This window comes from Scytonema sp. NUACC21 (assembly GCF_054684315.1).
In genome coordinates this window covers 178,460-196,208 of sequence record NZ_BAAFZH010000107.1, presented here as the reverse complement: position 1 = coordinate 196,208, position 17,749 = coordinate 178,460, and the positions used below count along the sequence as shown (strand labels likewise).

13 protein-coding genes are annotated in these 17,749 nt (G+C 43.9%); 7 read left to right on the top strand and 6 right to left on the bottom strand.

The genetic code is table 11. The annotated features are described in order from the left end of the window. The first annotated feature begins 413 nt into the window (after window positions 1–413). From ACYRY3_RS39945 to ACYRY3_RS39915, 7 genes are all read left to right on the top strand, one after another. Entirely contained in the window at window positions 414–1,550 is a 1,137-nt protein-coding gene (locus tag ACYRY3_RS39945) for a ricin-type beta-trefoil lectin domain protein (protein ID WP_460207374.1), read from the top strand. 265 nt (window positions 1,551–1,815) lie between these two features. Then, the gene (locus ACYRY3_RS39940; RefSeq protein WP_460207373.1) at window positions 1,816–3,828 is read left to right on the top strand and encodes an interleukin-like EMT inducer domain-containing protein; all 2,013 of its coding nucleotides are present in this window, start codon (window positions 1,816–1,818) and stop codon (window positions 3,826–3,828) included. A 165-nt stretch (window positions 3,829–3,993) separates the two neighbouring features. Further along, window positions 3,994–6,006 carry an interleukin-like EMT inducer domain-containing protein gene (locus ACYRY3_RS39935; protein ID WP_460207372.1) on the top strand — a complete coding sequence of 671 codons (2,013 nt, stop codon included), beginning with the start codon at window positions 3,994–3,996 and terminating at the stop codon, window positions 6,004–6,006. A gap of 284 nt (window positions 6,007–6,290) precedes the next feature. Continuing rightward, a complete protein-coding gene (locus ACYRY3_RS39930) occupies window positions 6,291–7,517 on the top strand; it encodes a polyprenyl synthetase family protein (RefSeq protein ID WP_460207371.1) in 1,227 nt (408 codons plus the stop codon). Window positions 7,518–7,570: 53 nt separating this feature from the next. Continuing rightward, a complete protein-coding gene (locus ACYRY3_RS39925) occupies window positions 7,571–9,103 on the top strand; it encodes a hypothetical protein (RefSeq protein WP_460207370.1) in 1,533 nt (510 codons plus the stop codon). A 2-nt stretch (window positions 9,104–9,105) separates the two neighbouring features. After that, complete coding sequence (locus ACYRY3_RS39920) at window positions 9,106–10,173, top strand: hypothetical protein (RefSeq protein ID WP_460207369.1); 1,068 nt, start codon at window positions 9,106–9,108, stop codon at window positions 10,171–10,173. Between the two features lie 1,029 nt (window positions 10,174–11,202). Continuing rightward, complete coding sequence (locus tag ACYRY3_RS39915; RefSeq protein ID WP_460207368.1) at window positions 11,203–12,084, top strand: putative Ig domain-containing protein; 882 nt, start codon at window positions 11,203–11,205, stop codon at window positions 12,082–12,084. A gap of 138 nt (window positions 12,085–12,222) precedes the next feature. Here the strand turns inward: ACYRY3_RS39915 and ACYRY3_RS39910 are convergent, their stop codons facing one another. From ACYRY3_RS39910 to ACYRY3_RS39885, 6 genes are all read right to left on the bottom strand, one after another. Next, on the bottom strand, window positions 12,223–13,455 hold the full coding sequence (locus ACYRY3_RS39910; RefSeq protein WP_460207367.1) for a DUF4336 domain-containing protein: 1,233 nt from the start codon (window positions 13,453–13,455) through the stop codon (window positions 12,223–12,225). Between the two features lie 189 nt (window positions 13,456–13,644). Then, window positions 13,645–14,406, bottom strand: coding sequence for a phycobilisome rod-core linker polypeptide (locus ACYRY3_RS39905; RefSeq protein ID WP_460207366.1), 762 nt, complete (start codon window positions 14,404–14,406; stop codon window positions 13,645–13,647). Between the two features lie 163 nt (window positions 14,407–14,569). After that, window positions 14,570–15,313, bottom strand: a complete 744-nt coding sequence (locus ACYRY3_RS39900; RefSeq protein ID WP_460207365.1) for a phycobilisome rod-core linker polypeptide — start codon at window positions 15,311–15,313, stop codon at window positions 14,570–14,572. Between the two features lie 101 nt (window positions 15,314–15,414). Beyond that, complete coding sequence (locus tag ACYRY3_RS39895) at window positions 15,415–16,251, bottom strand: phycobilisome rod-core linker polypeptide (RefSeq protein ID WP_460207364.1); 837 nt, start codon at window positions 16,249–16,251, stop codon at window positions 15,415–15,417. A gap of 39 nt (window positions 16,252–16,290) precedes the next feature. Then, window positions 16,291–16,911 (bottom strand): HEAT repeat domain-containing protein, encoded by a 621-nt coding sequence (locus ACYRY3_RS39890; protein WP_460207363.1) that lies wholly within the window; start codon window positions 16,909–16,911, stop codon window positions 16,291–16,293. 6 nt (window positions 16,912–16,917) lie between these two features. After that, window positions 16,918–17,748, bottom strand: coding sequence for a HEAT repeat domain-containing protein (locus ACYRY3_RS39885; RefSeq protein WP_460207362.1), 831 nt, complete (start codon window positions 17,746–17,748; stop codon window positions 16,918–16,920). Window position 17,749 lies beyond the last annotated feature (1 nt).

Here is a 17,749-nt window from a genome sequence, read left to right as displayed (position 1 = left end):
TAATAAATACCATATCTTGGTTTTTGAGAAATTGCAAATAACAAAGTTTTTTAATCGATTGAATTGCTTGCTCAATTTAATCCATTTTTTAATGGTAATTTTTCTTTTTTCAGATAACAAAAATATGTCATTTACTTAAAAAGTATCTTTTACTATAATTCTCATTAGATTGGTTTGGGATTTGAAATCATAGGCGCAATAAAATTTTGGACTTTGGACAAAAAAGAGTTACAAGATGATTGAAAATGTACGATTTGAATTTTTTGAATATAAAATACACTGATTAAACTTGCCCCAACACCGGGAAATACAGTGATGAAAAATCATTTGCTCCCGTCTGTTGGGAAGAGATATATTCTCCCAACACACTCAATCAAATAATCCGACAAAAATTGTTCAACTCAGGAGAACACATGAGTACGCCCAGCTACTTTCTTATCAAAAGCAAACTCAATGGTCTGGTACTAGATATTGCTGGGGGTAATCCCGCACCAAGAACACCCATCGTGTTGTACACAGCTAGCAATGGAGCAAATCAACAATGGACAATCAACGAGCAGGGGGTGATAGTTAGTAAGCTCAATGGTTTTGCCCTTGATGGTAGCCAGCCTTATAACGTAGCAGTTACTAACCCAGCCACGGGTGCAGCAACTCAGCAATGGATTATTACAGACCAGGGTGTGGTCATAAATCAAGCAAATGGCTTTGCCCTAGAGGTTTTGGGAGGCAGTAGTGACTTATTCACTCCGGTAATTGTTTCCCCAGTCAAAGACGGTGACTTGAGCCAGCAATGGGAACTTGTGCCTGTTCCAGAGGAAGTACCACCTCCGGTGCTACCAACAGATTGCGAGGCGCTGGCTAATTCACTCAAATCCTGTTTACCGCAATTTACTGATGTGGTGAGTCAGACGACCACCAATGACCTGGATGTGACAGGTACAAGCCTAACCTCCACCGTTAATGGCAAAGCCGACACCGTCGATCTCACCGGCGCTGTTGCCACAATTTTAAAATCAGGTAATGCCGATATTACCAAGGGATTAAAGCAAGCCACTACCAACACCCTTGCTTTGAGCGGTTCTAACCTGACATCTACCGTCAACGGTAACGCATCTAGTGTTGACCTAGCGCCCGTTATCGCTAGTGTTACTAATAAACAGCAGAGATTGTGGTACAGCAAGCTTACAAATTCTACTACAACAAAATCAACAGACTATACCGACATTAGCACCTTGTCTCCGCTAACAATCACTCTAAACAGTCCATCTAAAGTCTTGATTACCCTAAACTGTCCAGATACATGGATGAACACGAAAGGACTTCGGGCCTGGTTTAAGATAAAAGTTGCAACCCAGGCAGGCCAAGAACAAAGTAGCGCTACCGGATTATATACCTCACCAGAAACAGACTATAGAGTTCCTATTACAGTATCAACTGTCGTAGAACTTGCTGCAGGTACATACGTCATTACTCCACAGTGGCACGTAGATGCGAATGGAGAAGCTAGTATAGGTTCACAAACTACAATCCTAACTGCTCAGGTCGTTTAATTGCGAGATTTTCGGTAGCAATGAGAAATCCTTCTGCTAGTTAAACTTAATCAAATAGCAGAAACATCAAAAGATTGAATTAATTTATTTAATTCAATCTCCTAGCTGCATACACTTTCTAATATATTCACTTCTAAATCAGGGAGCAAAAAAGTAAGATTTTAAGTAAAAAGCTATATTTTTACTTAAATGTGTATTTAGAAGTGACATATTAATCATTCTCCCAACGCTCTCAATCAAATAATCCGACAAAAGAGGGAAAACTATGGCAATTACAATCAACCCCGTTAGTGAAAATTTTGTCCTATCAGCAGAACAAATTGTTGAACGAATTGTGACGGTTTACGTCCCTAGGTCTGCGCCAATTCCCAAGATAGATGTTTATTTCTTGGCAGATACAACAGCAAGTATGAAACCTATCATTGATGCTGTTAGGGCAGGGGCGGATACAATATTAAATTCATTAACAACCTTCGCATCAGAGTTAGATATCTGCTTTGGTGTAGGGAATTACAGAGATTTTTCTACACCAAATGGAAATCAGAAGTTTTTATACCCCTATGAGCATCAATTAAGCTTAACTGCAGATAAATCTCAGGTCAGTGCTGCAATTAATACTTGGAAAGTTGAGGGGGGAGATGATACTTCAGAGAATCAACTGTTTGCGTTAGACCAGTTGGCACAGGCTCCCGGTGGCTCAATCGGTTGGAGAGACAATAGCAAGCGCATTATCGTTTGGTTTGGCGATGCACCAGGACACGACCCAATTTGCCCTGCGCTTTCACACCTAGTAACGGCGGAGATTACTGAAGACTCTGTTACCAAGAAACTGGCTTCTGAAAGAATCTTGGTCATCGCCATCAGTTCGGAGACTACCATTGCTGGTGGGTTAGATGGAGATCCAAGGGCAAGTGCGGCAACTTATGTCGGTATATGCCCGATTGGCGGAAATCCAGGTCAGGCACAACGAATAGTTCAAAATACAGGAGGCAAGCACTACACCAAGATTGAGCCGAACAAGGTAGTCGAGACGATTATCCAATCAACTCAATCAGTTATCTCTGTTATCAATAATCTCAGCTTAGTGCCAACGGAGGAGATTGCGCCGTTTGTCACCTCTATTACTCCTGTAAGCGGCTACGGTCCGCTAGCAAACGATCGAGAACATATTCTCACCTATAGCGTGCGCTATGCAGGTGTGAGGTCTGCTCTGGTCAAGAAACTCGTTTTCAACGGCAAGCTCAATGCTGTCGCAGATGGTGCGGTAATGGCAAGCCAGGATGTGACCATTACTAAGGGCAAATCAACCATCACCATCAAAGCCGATTCTGCTGGTGCCAAGTCGGGAAATTTTGCCTTCATTAGCTTAAACGACTCAGAAATCGGTTTTGGTAACTACACTCGCGGGCTGAATGTGGCTGTGTTCGATGAGACGACAGGTCAGCTCCTCACGACCACTAGTTTTGATACTTTTATCTACAGCAATGCCAAGAGCTTTGCTTACTTCATCGAATCTCTGCCAAATGGACGAATTGTCGCTATTACCGTTAAAGATGACGCTACTGGTTGTTTATTCTCCGACCCAGAGGTCATAGAGCTTGTCACAAAAGCATTTTTATCAATTGGCAGCATCAAATTCTTTGACTTGAAATTCCAAGGTTCAGGGGCGCTGATTGGACAAAAAGGTGCTTCTGTCGGCAGCGCTACCGAAGAAGTGTCTGAAACTGCCCCAGTCAGTGTCACTCGTGGCTTTGAAATATTACCTGTGAGCGATTTGCGTCCGCTAGTCACAGTCACCTCCGTCACACCCCAGCATAAGGGAGAAGTCGAGATTACCCTCAACGGTACAAAGGTTGAAATTGAGGGCGGCTATTACAAAGGACTGAATGTCGCCGTCATTGATGAAGTTCAGGGCACCTTAATACTCGGTCGCGCTTTTAATATCTTTGAGAATCCAGCGAGCATAGATGCTTTTGTGGAACTGATTAACAGCTTGCCATCAGGACGGATAGTGGCGATCGCTATGAAACAAGGAAGTGAAACCGTTGCGCCAAATACAAACCCATTCCCAGACTCGGTTAAGACAGCCTGTACTAAGTTAGGTTCATTGCGGGTCTACTATGTCTGGGAGAAAGGAATTTGGGCAATGGTAGGGGCGAAAGGCGCTGCTATTGGCTCGGCTCGAGAAAACTTGGACAACGGCTCTCAGTACTACCTTGGCTATGATTTTCTCATTGAGGCTGGAGTCTCTATCCGTTCCTGGGGAACTCCACAGTAGAGTTAGCCACCCTCGGTTGGGTTCCGCTAACCCAACCCCTTTACTATTAAACTCGCCCCAACACCGGGAAATGCAGCGCTCGAAAATCACTTGCTCCTGTCTGTTAGGAAGAGATACATTCTCCCAAAACGCTCAATCAAATAGTCGTACAAAAGAGGGAAAACTATGGCAATTACAATCAACCCCGTTAGTGAAAATTTTGTTTTATCAGCAGAACAAATTGTTGAACGGATTGTGACGGTTTACGTCCCTAGGTCTGCGCCAATTCCCAAGATAGATGTTTATTTCTTGGCAGATACAACAGGGAGTATGAAACCTATCATTGATGCTGTTAGGGCAGGGGCGGACACAATATTAAATTCATTAACAACCTTCGCATCAGATTTAGATATCTGCTTTGGTGTAGGGAATTACAGAGATTTTTCTACACCAAAGGGAAATGAGAAATACTTCTACACTTTTGAGCATCAATTAAGCTTAACTGCAGATAAATCTCAGGTCAGTGCTGCGATTAATACTTGGACAGTTGAGAGTGGGACGGATTATTCCGAGGGTCAACTGTTTGCGTTAGACCAGTTGGCACAGGCTCCCGGTGGCTCAATCGGTTGGAGAAACAATAGCAAGCGCATCATCGTTTGGTTTGGCGATGCACCAGGACACGACCCAATTTGCCCTGCGCTTTCACATCTAGTAACGGCGGAGATTACTGAAGACTCTGTTACCAAGAAACTGGCTTCTGAGAAAATCTTGGTCATTGCTATCAGTTCGGAGACTCATATTGCAGGTGGGTTAGATGGAGATCCAAGGGCAAGTGCAGCAGCTTTCGTCGGTATATGCCCGATTGGCGGAAATCCAGGTCAGGCACAACGAATAGTTCAAAATACAGGAGGCAAGCACTACACCAAGATTGAGCCGAACAAGGTAGTCGAGACGATTATCCAATCAACTCAATCAGTTATCTCTGTTATCAATAATCTCAGCTTAGTGCCAACGGAGGAGATTGCGCCGTTTGTCACCTCTATTACTCCTGTAAGCGGCTACGGTCCGCTAGCAAACGATCGAGAACATATTCTCACCTATAGCGTGCGCTATGCAGGTGTGAGGTCTGCTCTGGTCAAGAAACTCGTTTTCAACGGCAAGCTCAATGCTGTCGCAGATGGTGCGGTAATGGCAAGCCAGGATGTGACCATTACTAAGGGCAAATCAACCATCACCATCAAAGCCGATTCTGCTGGTGCCAAGTCGGGAAATTTTGCCTTCATTAGCTTAAACGACTCAGAAATCGGTTTTGGTAACTACACTCGCGGGCTGAATGTGGCTGTGTTCGATGAGACGACAGGTCAGCTCCTCACGACCACTAGTTTTGATACTTTTATCTACAGCAATGCCAAGAGCTTTGCTTACTTCATCGAATCTCTGCCAAATGGACGAATTGTCGCTATTACCGTTAAAGATGACGCTACTGGTTGTTTATTCTCCGACCCAGAGGTCATAGAGCTTGTCACAAAAGCATTTTTATCAATTGGCAGCATCAAATTCTTTGACTTGAAATTCCAAGGTTCAGGGGCGCTGATTGGACAAAAAGGTGCTTCTGTCGGCAGCGCTACCGAAGAAGTGTCTGAAACTGCCCCAGTCAGTGTCACTCGTGGCTTTGAAATATTACCTGTGAGCGATTTGCGTCCGCTAGTCACAGTCACCTCCGTCACACCCCAGCATAAGGGAGAAGTCGAGATTACCCTCAACGGTACAAAGGTTGAAATTGAGGGCGGCTATTACAAAGGACTGAATGTCGCCGTCATTGATGAAGTTCAGGGCACCTTAATACTCGGTCGCGCTTTTAATATCTTTGAGAATCCAGCGAGCATAGATGCTTTTGTGGAACTGATTAACAGCTTGCCATCAGGACGGATAGTGGCGATCGCTATGAAACAAGGAAGTGAAACCGTTGCGCCAAATACAAACCCATTCCCAGACTCGGTTAAGACAGCCTGTACTAAGTTAGGTTCATTGCGGGTCTACTATGTCTGGGAGAAAGGAATTTGGGCAATGGTAGGGGCGAAAGGCGCTGCTATTGGCTCGGCTCGAGAAAACTTGGACAACGGCTCTCAGTACTACCTTGGCTATGATTTTCTCATTGAGGCTGGAGTCTCTATCCGTTCCTGGGGAACTCCACAGTAGAGTTAGCCACCCTCGGTTGGGTTCCGCTAACCCAACCCCTTTACTATTAAACTCGCCCCAACACCGGGAAATGCAGCGCTCGAAAATCACTTGCTCCTGTCTGTTAGGAATGTCCAAAAAATAAATTATCCTTTGAATGTGGGACGGGCGTCCTCGCCCGTTCTATAGAGGTGGCGCTCAAGACGCCCGCACCACAAGAGAAAGTAGGATATTTTTTTATTTGGAAGTTTGTTAGCACGACATATATTCTCCCAATACACTCAATCAAAGCAATGCTTGACTCAATGCCATTATCTTCTAAGGTGAACTCAGACATCGCTGTACTTGATGACATCGCCACAAATTTGTCAACTCAAGAAACTGTACAAAACGGTAAGGTTGAACAAGTCACCAACACCGTTCAAAAGCAGTCGATGTATGACAAGACAGTTATTGATGCAGCGGTGCGCGAATCCCAGCTGGCGATCGTTAACAAAATCAAAGAATTTGTTGCAACAAAAAGTCATATGTCAGGTGCTTATGAACCCTTATATGACTTGTTAACAGATTACCCGTTTCGCAACGGCAAAATGATGCGACCATCTATATGTATTAGTGCTGCTAGGGCTGTGGGAGGAATGGGACACGATGCTTTGACATCAGCAACAGCTCTGGAACTTTATCACAACGCTTTTCTCATTCATGATGATATCCAAGATGGTTCGCAAGTTCGACGGGGTAAAGAAACTTTACATCAAATGATTGGTATTCCCCGTGCCATTAATGTAGGTGATGCAACAAACGTTTTAGCAGTTGGTTTATTGTTAGAAAATTTGTCTGCTCTTGGAGTTGGTAAAGCCCTAAGTATTTTGCATGAAATCGAGTTGATGGCGCAGCAATCTGTTGAAGGACAGGCTATGGAATTAGATTGGATTGCTACCAATGCCTTCAACCTAACTGACCAAGATTATTTTAAGATGTGTGTCAAAAAAACTTGCTGGTATTCGTTTATGACTCCCTGCCGAATTGGTTTAATCGTTGGACACCCATCCGCAAATATTAGAGATCTGGTCGAACCTTTAGCAGGTCTAACTCGATTTGGTATGCTTTTGGGAATTGCCTTTCAAATCCAAGACGATTTGTTGAACTTACAAGGCGAACTTGAAAATTACGGTAAAGAAATTGGTGGTGATATCTATGAAGGGAAACGTACTTTAATGTTAAATCATGTGTTAGCACACAGTGGAGAAAAAAATCAGCAGAGAATATTAAAAATACTCGCCTTACCCCGCGTTAAAAAAACACCCAAACAACTGAATTTTATTATGGATCAGATGCTGCGTTGTGGTAGTATAGAACATGGCTGGAAAATTGCACGTTCGCTTGCTAACCAAGCAGCAGAAATTTTTGAATCACTAGATTTTATTCAAGCAGAAACCCCATTACGTTCAGAAGAAAGATGGGAATGCTCCCTTCACGATCGCCGCTTTCTTAAAGAACTGATAAATTATGTGATTTATCGAAATCAGTAAATAAGTAGGCGGGCAAAATTAAAGGCAAGGTGCGGGTTTCCTAAAGGAGCAAGATGAATAGAAATTCAGAAATTTTACAAGACATTCCCGAGGTTGCAGTCAAAGTTCAGCCAGGGACAAACTTGGTATTACAGTTGTCGATCCACAGCCAAATTGCTGAAAACTGGTTTTTTCGTCCTGCTATAGACGATTGGGTAGTGGATAATGGTCAAATTTTGACTATGGAGAGTCATATCGACCCCCCGTTTGTTCAACTTACTTGCGGAAATAAATTTACCCAAACAGTAACAATCCCAATTCCCTCTGTTCTCAAGCCAGGGCAGTTGCTTAAGAGTTGGTTACGCTTCCCTGCACTTGCTGAAGTATCTATTCCTATAGAAGCAGAGATTTTGTCACCAGAACAGGAAAAAGATAAATATCAGGTCGTTGAAGTTTCTTTGTCAGTCACGTTGCCCTTTTACTTAGAAAAAAACTTCTTGCCCAAAGCCTTAGAGCCGACAACATTTGGGGCTTTTGATTTGATGTCAGGTTTGATGGATTTAGATAAAATCCCATCTCGTTGGTTGGTGGCTGAACTTTTAGTCATTTTGTGCCAAAGAGGAAATGAATACGCTCAAACTGAAGCAGGCAAGGAGTTACTTAATCAACTCAAATCCACTCCCTTGTTTCAAAATGGAGTCAGTGCTTTTGCATCTGCTCAAATTCCCAATTGGATTGCTAGTAGCCTCAAAAGTATGAAGACAATCTTGGGAGATAAGAGTTTACTATCTGTTTGGGAGCAATGGTTGTTGAGTCTGGTTGGATCTGATTTAGAAGTCGCTCAGAAAGTAGGAACAACTTTTGTTTCTGCTGTGTCGCCAGAAGCCATCGCCTCCAAGATAGGAGATGCCGATCGCTGGTTTGCTGGAATAGTCCTCGGACTGGCACACAGTTTGCCCAGAATTGCCACAACCTTAAGTGCGATCGCCTCAACTGAAGTCTCTCACTCAACTCAAGGGAAATCGCGGAAGACACAAAACAGCGCCAGTGCAACACAAGCAACTCAAAGTCTTATTACCAAATTACCAGGTCTAGATCTACTTCCAGTGCGTTGGCTGGTGGTAGAACTATTGCTTTTACTGTGCCTTAAAGGTGACGAGTACGCTAAAACTCAAGCAGGAAGCCAATTACTGGCACAGCTGAGAAACACGAGCTTTTTTAACAACGGGGTCATTGCCTTCACTTGTGCCCAAGTTCCTCGTTGGTTAGTTATCAGTCGTGAAGCAGCCAAAGCCTATAAAACCTCCGCCAGTCCTCAAATAGGGCAAGGTAGTTTGCTTGAACTGGGGGAACGGTGGTTGTGGAATTTGCAATCAAGCGATATCTCGGTACCAGATGCTGCGGTAGATAATTTCGTGGCATCCTTGGGGCTGAATTCAGAACACTGGTTTAGTTGCGTTGTCTTGGGACTAACGTTAGTGTCGCCCAGAATTGCTGAGACTTGCCGTGCGATTGTCAACACCCAAGGTGACACCTCCCTCGTTTCTCCAACGCCATCTGAACAAATAAACCTCAACTCAATTTTCCCAGAAGGAGGATCGCTGTAGCGATGACTATTGACGAACAACTGTTAGCTCATATTGAAGCATTACGCATCCCCTTGGATGACCCAGCTTTGCCTATGGACTGGAAAGATTGGTATCACTTCCTGCTTTGGGATAGACAGGGAAAAATACGGATACTGGTCAACATCGCTTTCATTGGCGGACCACAACAAGGAGAAATTCAAGTAAGTTTTTTGGTCAACATCGCCAAAGAACTGCTGCCTCCAGAATACCAAGTGGATATTCCCATAGCAACTTTCGGCACAGCCTTGAGCTTGGAATGGCAACCTGATATGCTGCACCGACATCCCTTGCGTCTTTTAGGAAACGGGCTTTTGCTGGAAATAAATGGTAAGCACTCGACATTGGAAGTCCAAGATGAAAGAATGCAGTTATCCATTCGTTTTCAAGGGGAAGCGGAAGCTACACCCATACTCGTCACTGAAGATTCTCCTTTTGGCAGTGGTTTTATTGGTTGGGGTTTGGTTCCGGGTTTACAGGTTATGGGAGAGTTATCTGTAGGCTCAAGAAACTTTAGTATTGACGAGAATTGGTTTAGCTATCACGATCGCAACTTTGGTCGTTTTCGCTGGGGTGAAGATATTGGTTGGGAATGGTTTGTCGCTTTTGCCACTTGTGATGATGGTCGGCAAATAACATTGGTTCTAGACCAACGTACCAACAAAGATCATTCTTTCAAAGGTTTGCCCTACATTTTTGTCTATATTAATAATGTGTTCACCAAAGTTTTCATTGGCTCTAGTTTACACATTGACTGGGAGTGGTCGCCTTCTTCGGTAATGCCTGTACGCTTACCTGGAATTATGGCTTCTGTGTTTGGCGATCGCACCATAAAAGTTCCTGAAAGGTTAGAGGTGCAAGCTGCTGACGAAGAAGCTCGATTGTCGATCGACGTTCAATTTGAAACGATAGCAGAGTTAATCGTACCTGACAATCAAGACCGTCAATACACTTTCATTGAGGAAGCCAGCGGCACAGTTGAAGTTAGCCTTTTTCTACAAGGAGAAACTCTGCGAGCAAAAGGATTACTTTATGGAGAATATGTACTTTGATTGTCCTGCCTTGGAAATGCAGTTTACTAGAAGTGTTTGTGAGCTTTCTCAAACACATCAAAAACTATTCTTGCAAACTTTGTAGTTGTCAATTTTTCATGAGAAATCTAAACACATATACACAAATAACTGTATGACATTTTCTAAAATACAACTGATATGAAAAAAAGATAATAAGCAATGGTCAATGGATACAAAATCCTCTTAAAAGATATTGGGAGAGTATAAAATGGAGCGGTTATAGCCTTTCCCGATTGAGTGAGATACGTTGGTAGGAGTTCTCGACCGAGAGCCCTTACAATTGGGTGTACCTCACGCATATGAAAGCCTCTATAGGCAAGCCTTCTGGGCATTAATCGAATAATGACAACTTGTACAAAAGTTTCATTGGTTTCCAGATTTTCTAATCTTTCCTTAAACGATAGTATAGGGTAGTATTTCCACATAGCTCGCATAACAATAGTCTGTCGCATTTTTATTGATGACAGATTATTGTTATGCGAGTTTTTTTGGCTTTTTAAGAATTTTCTTATAGGTGGGCTTAGTTACAAAAGAACTTACACTTTAAACACTGACAAATGTAATTTATTTACTTTTGCAGTTTATAAAATAGCCCTGCTTAAAGACTTGATTTACTCATTTTATATTAACTGTCTTAACTGTCTTAAGTATCTTACAATTTTTATATTAACTGTCTTAACTGTCCTTGACTTTTCATAAAAGTTTTATCACAATAATAATTGTCAACTGCACTGATACAGCTTTCAAGTGACATCAACCTTTATAAGGTGCGAGCTAGAAGTTACTAAAGACATACAAGTAGACATCGCCAATAACGATAGTAAAGACGTCATGAACTTTAAGTACAGTTCTGTTTTCTGGCGATGTCTAATAAATTCTTTTAAATTCAATGTTTAGTCTCTTCTAGTTTTCTTAAATAACTTTTTAAAAGGTTGTATGCATTATAACTTGAAACTTTGTTTTATTGCAGAGATGAAGAGCATCGAGCCACATTTAGAAACAATAGCCATGAAAAAGCTTAGTTCATTTGTGTTGGCGGCATTTTTATTTGTGAGTGCATTATTGTTAGCATCTCCACCTGCCTTTGCCAGCACAACGACTTGGATACCGGGAAACCCAGGAGGAACTGGAGTACTTGCATTTCTTTTCCGTAATCCAATTTATATTCCTATAGATCTGAAACTCCCACCACCACCAGCTAATCGCAACCCCATAGTTGCTAATGCCATTAGTAAGCAAATAACAACTGAAGGGGAGAATCTTCAGTTCACCATACCTGCTAATACATTCAGCGACCCTGACGGAGATCGTCTTACATACAGCATCTCAAGCCTACCAAGTGGAGTAAGTTTTAACTCCAGCTCGGGTACCATTAGTGGCACTCCATTTGGCAGTAAGGATTACACGTTAACAGTGGTTGCATCTGACGGTCGTGGCGGCAGTGCTAGTACTTCCTTCACACTTACAGTCGCTCCAGGTGACTACATAAGCGACAAACAGAGATCGGGCGAATTTGCTGTTCCTGCTAACCTGGAAGGTGGTTTTCCTTTTACCAATTACACTAACAAGCAGGTCACAATCTCTATTTCTGCTCAAGGAGCCCTTGATTACGTCAATAGTGGAGCGGAATTACGTAACATCAGTCCTGATGGTATACCACCAGAATATTTGAAAGACTTCATACAGTATTTTGAATATCCTGACTACACACCATTTTCCTTAGTAGGTGTACATCAAGTCAATCCTCCCCAAGTGTCGCAATTAGGGAAGGCTGGTAAACTAACTTTACCTCCCAACGGAAGCGTTTTCCTTCTGGCAAATAGTATTAGAGAAGGACACAAATTCAACACAGGTAGTTTTACAGTCCAATGGTCTGTAGACCCTAGCTAAATTCGGCACTTAAGAATTTATTAACTCTAACTGTGTGAAAAACTTGTGGTTGAAGAATTCTTTTTGAAACTCAACCACAAGTTTCACTGATAGAAGTCTGCACAGCAACTTCAGACCACATCTTCTTCTTAAACAGTTTCAAACCCTTTCCTTGGAAACTGTCGCGATACCACGCTCAATGAGACCTGCCTCAAGTTCTCTGATAAATCTCAAATCTTCCTCCAGTAGGGGTTGGCTTGAGTTTTCGCTTCCTGAGGGTGGCTTTTCTAAAAAAGCAAACGCTTGCCGAAATTGACTCGGATTTGCTGGAATTGGTGCATCAAAGTGACAGGGAATAATCCTCTGAAAATTCCAAGTTGCAACTTTGTCAGCCCAATCCAGCACTTGTTTTGGTTCTTGGGGAAGAATGAGGGTTTGCAGAATTGGTGCCACAAACGGACGCCCATCTCTTCGTAAGGCATCGAATGAGTACTTCCAGTTGTCTTTCCATCGGAACGGAAATAAACCGAAGTACGCTTTTGGCGAGCGATCCGGTGCTTTAAGCGCTTCGCCAAACATCTCCAGAAGCCCAGCCATCTCTAAAGCACTGGGACGAAAGTAAATTGCGAATAAGGAAATGCGCTGCCATCCTTTGCGACGGTTTGCTTCATTATTATCGACGACTTGAAGTGCATTGTCCCTGGCATGGAACAGCAGGGGGTACGGATCTAATTGGACGATCGCGGGTGGCTGTTCCGGTACAGACAGTACAGAATCGGTTACAAGTAGAGTGTGCGATCGCTTGTGAAAGAAGGCAACTTCTGCAAAAGAGCCCCTTCCAAGGTCAATGTCCAACACGGCATAATCGAACTCATCAGCAAAGGGGGCTTGGCTGCTGTTTTCTGGAAGCACCTGGGTTCGTTTACGGGGAAAGCCCAGCCAACTCAAGGGTAGGTTGAACGGGAAACTCCACTGATTTGGGGCAACAAAAACCCGTGCTTGGGGAAAGCGTCTGGCAAAAGGACCCACAAAAACTTTGTGCTCCAAACCAGAACTGGTTGGCAGGATGATGTACTTAACATCACCGTGCTTTGCCACCAACTCATTAACCAAGCGGACACATTCCCGTGTTGGGGCAACAGGTGCATAGACGAGAAGACCGCCCGCAGAAAGCTTCACAACCGTCATGCGAATCGGTACGATGGTGTAAAGGATACCTTGAATCTGCTCAAATGTCCAAATAGTATCCTTAACTATTTCCCTGCAAAGTGTCCGCCGGGTACCGTAGGGGTAAAGCGGTACAACAGGCCAGAACGTCCATGACCAATCCCTGGAATGCATTGGTTGCTCCTGTAGCTGCGCCTCTGATTTTTTAAGTCGTTGTGCGTCCATCTTTAATTTTACCCCCGACCTGAAATGCTCCTTTCCAATTTCTACCACTGGAAACTGGAGGACTACAAAAACGACTGGGTCTAGTGTCCGCTTTGTGTAACACCCGGTTAACATAGTAAGTTAACCAGCTGATGCACAAACGCAGTTACCAGACCCAGTATGGAATTTTAGGTATTCAAAGATGAAATCTTAGCGTTTGCCACGATTGGGCACTAAGTTGAGATAATCGAGGTCAAAGGCAGAAACACGTTGAGCGTAATTGCCCTTAGTGTTAATGGATTCTGCCATATCGCGGTACTTTCGTGGATCGCCTTCTGCCAATCGCTTTTCTTGGGATTTGCGGCTGTAGAATTTGTCCAGAGTGAAGCGCCAATCGGTGGTGACAGTGCCAGCTGTTTCTTGGAAATCTTCGCCGTAGCGAGGAGTCACCAAGTTGAAGGGACGTCCTTCCATGCGCTTGCGCTGGTAGGGGACAGTGTTTTCGCCAAAGTTTTCAGTGTACTCTTGACTATCTACAAGAGCATCAATAAAACCTGTAAAGCCCAAGGTAGCTATTTTAATTGACCAAGCGATTTCCTCGTCTTTGTTGTAAGGCGCACGACCTAACAGACGCTTGAGACAGATTTCTACCAAACGGTAGTTGTTATTTACAGCAACTACCAAACGGTAAAAAGCTTCAGACTGAGCTAAACCGCGAATGAAGTCACGTACAGTGATGGAACCATTTTTCAGCTGGGATTCCAGATTCTTCTGGCGATTGAAACTGAGAATCTCATGCTCGCTGAAAACTTGACGATATCCAGCCCAAATGATGTTTTGCATGTCAGTGTAACTGCTGACGTCTTCTAGGCGATAGATATATGGTGTATCTTCATTTTGGTCGGATTTGCCAAAGCTCTTAACACGTTGATTTTGGCTGCTTGGCTTGTATTGAAGTAATGGCAGTGCCATGTTCTGTTCTTCCTCGTAAATTAACTATCTAAACCAAGAACTGGCTTGTGAAGAGGCTTAACTGCCTCATTCTCTATTGTCCCGTATTTGGTTGTTAGTTATTAGCAATTGGTTATTAGTTCTTCTACCACTAACCACTAACCACTAACCACTAACTAACCTCCTATCGAATAGGAAAACTGGCAGTGGGGCTGATAGAAACAGGAATTCCCCCTGGCTTTGTTTCCCTTGTGGTATCGGGAATTTTGATGTTTGCCGTGTTAACTGGTGTGTATTTAACTGGATTTACCCGAATGGAACTTGCCATGTCCAAGAAGTTGTTGATATCGCCCCACTTGTAGCGCTCATCTTCTTGTTTATCACGCCAGTAGTTACCGTAGCGAGGTGTTACCAGATTAAAGGGTCTATCTTTAAAGCGACGGCGTTGGTAGGGAACTGTGTTTTCACCAAAGTTGGTGGTGTACTCTTCGCTGTCTAATAAAGCATCAACAAAGCCATCGAAACCCAAGGTAGCTATTTTAATCGACCATGCAATTTCTTCGTCTTTGTTGTAGGGCGCACGTCCTAAAAGCCGCTTCAGGGTAACTTCTACAACACGGTAGTTAGAGTTTGTCTCAACTACCAGGCGACGGTAAGCTTCTGACTTTGCCAAACCTCGAATGAAGTCACGCACGGTAATAGCACGGTTCTTCAGTTGAGATTCTAAATTTGTCTGGCGATAGAAATTCAAAATTTCGTGTTCGCTGACAATTTGCCGATAAGCAGCCCAAATCAGTTGTTGAATCTCGCCATCAGAAGGAGAATCTTCTAGGCGGTAAATTCTAGGAGTTTCTTCGTTGGGGACTTCATAACCCTCAACGCGCTGATTTTGGGAACTGGGTTTGTATTGCAGTAGAGGTATTGACATAATTATTATTTGTCCTTGGTCATTTGTCCTTGGTCATTTGTCCTTGGTCATTTGTCATTGGTTTTTCCACTAATGACTCATGATTCATGACTCATGACTCTTCAGGTTGTCTTATTTCCAGGAATGTAACGATAAGGAAGAGCAACTTTTGTTGGTTTCACTGTGGGTTTGACTGGTGCTTCGCTGTATGACTCAGGAAGCTCTACTGAAGCGATATAATTTCTTGCCCTGTCCTGGGTACGCTGGTAGCTTACTCCGCCTGGAGCAATACTTGCAGCCATTGATAAGAAGTTATAAGGAATGCTTCCACGGACTCCCCGTTGTACTGATTGTCCTGTCACAGCAACCTGATAGAAGGAGCGTCCTGCTAGGTTGCGTGACATTTCCTGATTGCGCCAGTAGTCATTGTAGCGGGGATTAACCAAGTTAAAGGGTCTGTCTTTGAAGCGACGGCGTTGGTAAGGAACTATATCATCGCCGAAGTTTTGGCGGTATTCGTCGCTATCTACCAGTGTATCAATGAAACCATTTAAGCCTTTTGTAGCAATGACAATCGACCAGGCAATCTGTTCATCTTTATTGTACGTAGCCCGTCCTAAAAACCGTTTGAAGCTGATATCAACTAAGCGGTAGTTAGAGTTGGTGTCTCCTACAAGAGATCGATAAACGTCGGATTTGCCCAATCCCCGGATAAAATCTCGGACGTTAATTGCCCGATTTCGTAATTGTGATTCTAAAAAGGGCTGGCGGTAGCTATCTAAAATCAGGTGTTCGCTGAAAATTTGGCGATATCCTGCCCAGATGATGGCATCAATATCGGCGTCTGAGATAGCGTCTGTTGAGCGGTAAATTTGTGGAGTGTCTTCGTTAGGCACTTCATAGCCCTCAACACGCTGGTTCTGCGTGGTTGGTACGGATTCAAGCAATGGTATTGACATCTTTACTTTTACCTTGTTTTATGGTATGCAAAGTGGTAACTAGGGGCTGGTAACTTGTTGCTGGGCTAAGAGCACCCGAGCACGGATTGCTTTTTCGGCATCGCTGGCTAGCATTTCCTCCAATTTGGTGTGGATCGAACTTTGGAGTTCGGGTATTTTGGCTAGTGCTTGCAAGCCAACAATGGCGGCATAGCGAATTGACCAGTCAGAGTCTTGCGTTAGGGCAATCAGGGCATCCATCGCTCTGCCAAGTGCAATTGCGCGATCGCTCTGAGGCAATTTGTGCCATTGTAAAAAGCCCAACCCCTTAGCAGCTGCGCGGCGAACAGTGGGTGCAAAATCTGTAGCAGATGCTGTTAACAACACTTCTAAGGCGCGGGGGTCACCGATCGCAGCTAAAGTGCGAATTGAGTAAGCCCGTGCGCCATAGTTATAATCATCTATGTTTTCCAGCAACTGTGGCACTGCAACCTCTCCTAATTCTGTCAGTCCAGCAACTGCCACTACTGCTGCTCCTGGGTTGTTGTATCCAAAGGAAGCAATTAGGGTGGGAATTGCTGCTGGATCTTTTGCTGCTGCCAATTTTTCCACTGCCGCTACCATTCGCGCAGGAGAGTCTGCTTCGGCAACGGCGCGAATTAATTCTTGGGTGTCACTCATTGGTTACTACAACAATGAATCCATCAAGTTTAGGACTCGAATAGCATCATCAGTTAAAGACAATGCTTCGGACTTCTTATTGAGTTGACTTTCCAATAAGCCTTTAAGAGCTATTAGTTTGAAGCTATTTTCTACTGTGGCATTGGCAATTGCATCTGCAGCGGCTATGTACCCTATTGCTCCTAAATCTCCTAAAGCTACACGGCGCAATTGTAGGTTAGTGTTGTCCAGCACTTTCACCAAACGTTCCCCGTACTGGGGGTCTTTTGTAAGCTGGTACATTGCCCTGTTTGCAGCACATTCCACTCTTGGAACTGGATGCTCGGTAAAGGGTTGAATTAAGGGAATAGCCTCAGTAGCACCAATTGCTCCTAAGGCTTCAAGCACCGCTTCATATGGCTGGGTTAGGTGGGGGCGTCCCGGTACCTGGATGGCAGCTGCAACACCCCCTTCCAACAGTTGCATAAGTGGAGTGGCGGCGCTAGGGTCACGTAGCATTTCCAGAGACTGGGCTGCTGCTTCCCTTACGTAAAAATCGGAGCATTCCAAACACTTAATTAGCGCTGGTACTGCTCTCGCGTTGCCTATTTTCCCCAGTGCTCTTGCGGCATTGCGTCGCAGGGGGTACCCTCCAAGTTCTGTTCTATCAGCTTCATCCTCTAACGCTGCAATCAGAGCATCTACAGCTTCTGTTGAACTGACTCGAAATCTACCCAGCCACCAAGCTGCGTAGTAGCGGAGACTTAAATCTGGCGAGCGCAAGTTAGCAGTTGCTTGCTCTGGTGTTAGTGGCTGCGTGCTGTCTACTGAATACTCTTCTGCACTGGGTTCTATCATT